At 39.2% G+C, this 3,991-nt stretch carries 1 protein-coding gene; it reads right to left on the minus strand.

The window, feature by feature from the left end; all coding sequences use genetic code 11:
- Positions 1-121: 121 nt before the first annotated feature.
- Positions 122-3,913 carry a DUF6383 domain-containing protein gene (locus B5F77_RS15205; RefSeq protein ID WP_140392910.1) on the minus strand — a complete coding sequence of 1,264 codons (3,792 nt, stop codon included), beginning with the start codon at positions 3,911-3,913 and terminating at the stop codon, positions 122-124.
- Between the last annotated feature and the right edge of the window lie 78 nt (positions 3,914-3,991).

Raw genomic sequence — 3,991 nt, forward strand, 5'->3', positions numbered from 1 at the left:
TCTAATATTAATACTAACGTATTTCTTTGGCTGCGGCGACTCTCGCGAGGGGCACTGAGCAGCTTATTAACTATTTATTAACAACTTAAATTTATAATGTTATGAACTTATTTCTATTCATTTATTTAACTACAACCTTGAACGATTCGCCATCAACTGAAACTACTGCGATACCAGCTGGTACGGCGATTGTTTCGTTGTCGCTATTGATAGTTTCATTAGTAACTACCTTGCCAAGGATCGTAGCGATTACTACGTTCTTGCCTTCCGCACCCTTGATAACTACGGCACCGTCGGTAGCTGTTACGCTCACTGCACCTTCTGCGGTGATGGATTCGTTGGCGGTCGGAGTACGAGTTTCGTCAGCATTCAAATTGAAGATTTCTGCCTTCTCGATATCATCTACAACTACAATTGTACCGTTCAACCACTTCAAGTAACCTTTCTTCACTTTCGAAGTAGCTTCACCACCATTCCAATCCTTACGACCAGTTTCAATTACGAATGAACCTTCTTCATTATCTACATAGCGGAATGCAAACTTAGCAAGGCTATGAGTTGCATCTTCGCGATCCATTGCGATTGCATCGTATTCGCCGTTCGGACGTTTCAAATATAATGTATCATGTGTATGATAACCTTCTACGAAACCTAACTTAGCGAAATCTTCACCATCTACATCGTTGATGAACTTATTGTCGTGAACGTGAGTTTCACCATATACATAAGCAGAATCCATCAAGTTAACCAAGAAGCGGCCAGTTGTTGTGTCAGCTTCATGTTTCGGGTGACCCGGAATGTTGCATTCCAAGTTAGATTCCCAATGTTTAGCATTTACAGCCAACAGATATTCCCAACGGTTGTTACCCGGACGGTTTACATAAGCAGTATCTACGAACAATGCTGGATTAGCTGCATCGAATTGCATTGAAGTCGGAGTTCCGAAGAATTCACCCTTTTCATACAATACATCTGCCGGGTCATCATTGCGATAGATGCGGATTGTGTCGCCCATAGCAACCTGGCGATATTCCGGTGCTGCAACTTCTGTTACATTGAACATGTCGTTTGCTACATATTCATAAACACCTTCGTCTTTGATGCGACCGTCTGCCGTAGTAATGGCTGCATGCAATTTGCTATCCCATGCGTTCCATTCACCATTTTCATGGATAAATGTGTCCCAATTACCAGTTTCTTCATTGAATACAGAATAAGTAGAACCACCCTTAGTGATGTTTACTAAGTTATACTTACCATTCTTCTCTTTGATTACGAAGAAATCACCTTCTGCATTCTTAGCATCTTCGCACTTATAAGACTCTTCGCTTCCCCATTCAACCAACGGTTCGTTGTTTGCACTATTGATGATTTCATAAGGAATCATAGCCAATGTATCCACACGGTTCTTATAAGCAGATTTAGCTGCATCGTAATAAGTTACGTTATTGAATACATATACAGAATCTGTATATTCACGGTTCTTTGTAGTAGCTCTTGTATAAGGCTTCAGAATCCATTCCGTCGCATTTTCTGCGATTGCCGTTAAACCAATCAAGTGTTTGCCAGCATGGTTTTCTGCCGTATACAAATCATTTACACCTTCTACTGCAGAAGCAGCCGAGATAGTATATACATGGTCTTGTACTTCTGTCGCTGTCTTATTGAAGTAGCCGTCCATCTGTAAACCAGCCTTTACGTCAACGGCTTCGATACGCAATGTATCTGCATCAAATGGAACATAACTTGCAACTGCGTAAACATTCTTCTCGTCTGTCTTATACAGCGTCATGTCAAATGAAGCATGAGACTCGCGGTTGGTAAATGTATACAGAGACGCATCATCAGAAGCGTTAGCCAAGGTAACAGCCCATTGTCCTTCCGGTTTCGTCAAATCTACATTCTGAGGATCCAAGGCAGCTACATCCAAATAGCTATCTTCTCGCTGAGTAGAACCAATATACTTACCAATGACATCCTTATAATCTTTCTTATAAGTATTAGCCACCTTGATAGTTACATAGCCCAACAACAGATCTTTGCCCTTAACCAAGTTTGAACCACCAAACTTAATAACAGCCAAGTTATCCTTATTAGAAGAAACTGTCAAATAATCTTTCTTAGCACTGTTGTATGTAGATACATAATATCCACCTACCGTGATATATTCGATTTCTGTCTTAGCGATAGCATCTGCATCTTTATCTGTATTCTCACCAGCTTTGTAAGCCACTTGGAACCAAGATTCGTATCTGTCATCGCTCAAATCTTTTGCTGAAACAAGTTTGAATTTGTAACCATATTCTGGCAGATCGTCACCGGTTCCACTTTCAGACCAATTGTCTTTTGTATCCAATACAACGTATTTATTGCCGTTCATCAATCGGAACGTTTCACCATCAGTTGATTCATTCACCGGCTTCAAGATACCAGCAAAAGGAGCGTTTCCTTGCAAGTTGCTGTTCTTACCAGACTGGTGATCATAGATAGTAATATCAAAACCATCACCCAATTTCTTACTCAAGAAATCTGCTGTAAAGAACTTAGCTCCTGATTCGTAAAGACCCCAATAGTATGATTTATTATTCTGATTGTCCAAATCCACACCATCCAATTCTAATACGAAACCATTGTTATAGCCCGTATTACCTACTGTGGTGAAGATGCCATCTTTACCTGTAGAATTACCATCTGCCGGAGTCACCAACTTTTCTCCTGTAGCTTTATTTGTAAAAGTAAATTGATGGATACCAGAAACAACTGTCTCTTCAGCCTTCCACAAATATTCAGGATTTGTCGCGTAGTCCTCATCAAAAACTACAGCTTTGTTATCAGCTCCTACAACATAATAGCTATTGCTTCCTGTGCTATAGAAACCGAACATGAAATAATCATCTTCATTGAGGCTCTTCAATAAAGCATAATCTTCATTTTCACCCATTGCTTCTGCTGCAGAAGTCTGGCCATCAGCCACAATATTCGAAGGCTTACCGTTATCCGGAGCTTTTACTTCACCATAAAGCAAGTTAGCGTCATTACATACAACAACTACATCGTTTGTAACAGTAGCTTCACCTAATGCCTTTTGGAAGTCTTTACTTGAGCCGTTGAATACTACTTCTTGAGTTGAATTCATATATTCTTGGACGGCATTAGCAGTGAGTTCCGAATTCTTTTCCATAGGAGTTATATGTGCTAAATGCGTTGAATACGCAGCTTCGTCATCCCATGTCGAATAAGTGTAATCCACTGCACAATTCTTGAACTTGTTGTCAGAAACTGTAGATATATCAAAATCCTTAATAGCTTCAGCTTGTATTGTACTGCTTGTATTGTTAGAATCGCCAGTTGTAGTTACACTTTCTGCAATAATAAGACCTGTAGAAATAGAGTTGTCTGTATTTGCTACAGAATTGGCATTGTTAATCTTATTTCCTTTTACATTGAATGATACTTTCTCAGCTGTTGGGAAAATAACAATACCATTAGCCATAGCTCCATCAGTTGCATCTTTTGCTATTGCACAATTAATCGTGTTGTTTGTCAATGCCACTTTAGAAGCAACTACTGTAATAGCGTTCTTTGTATAAGAACCTGTGTTCGTCTTAACTGTATTATTGATGGTCAAGTTTCGTACTGTTACATTTTCACCTGTAATAACCAAACGACCATTCAGCGTTTTATAGTTACCATCAATCAATACATTACTTTGGTCGATAACCAAATAAGGTGTATTCTCGTCCAATGTGATATCATTCAAGAAAGTAATCACATTGTCCTCAGCGTTGGCAACTACGTGTGTCGTAGCATCAGCTTTAAAATCAGCTAATGTATTCACATTAGTTGCATACATCATGCTAAGCGAGCCACTAAGTAGCATCGCCGCACAAAGCGTAAGTACTTTTTTGTTCATAAGATTTAAAATTTTAATTATACAAAAATGTTTGATTAATAAGTTCTTGATTAAATCTTACGAAGGTTAGTACAACGC

Source organism: Parabacteroides sp. An277, from assembly GCF_002159645.1.
In the GTDB taxonomy this organism is placed as follows: domain Bacteria; phylum Bacteroidota; class Bacteroidia; order Bacteroidales; family Tannerellaceae; genus Parabacteroides.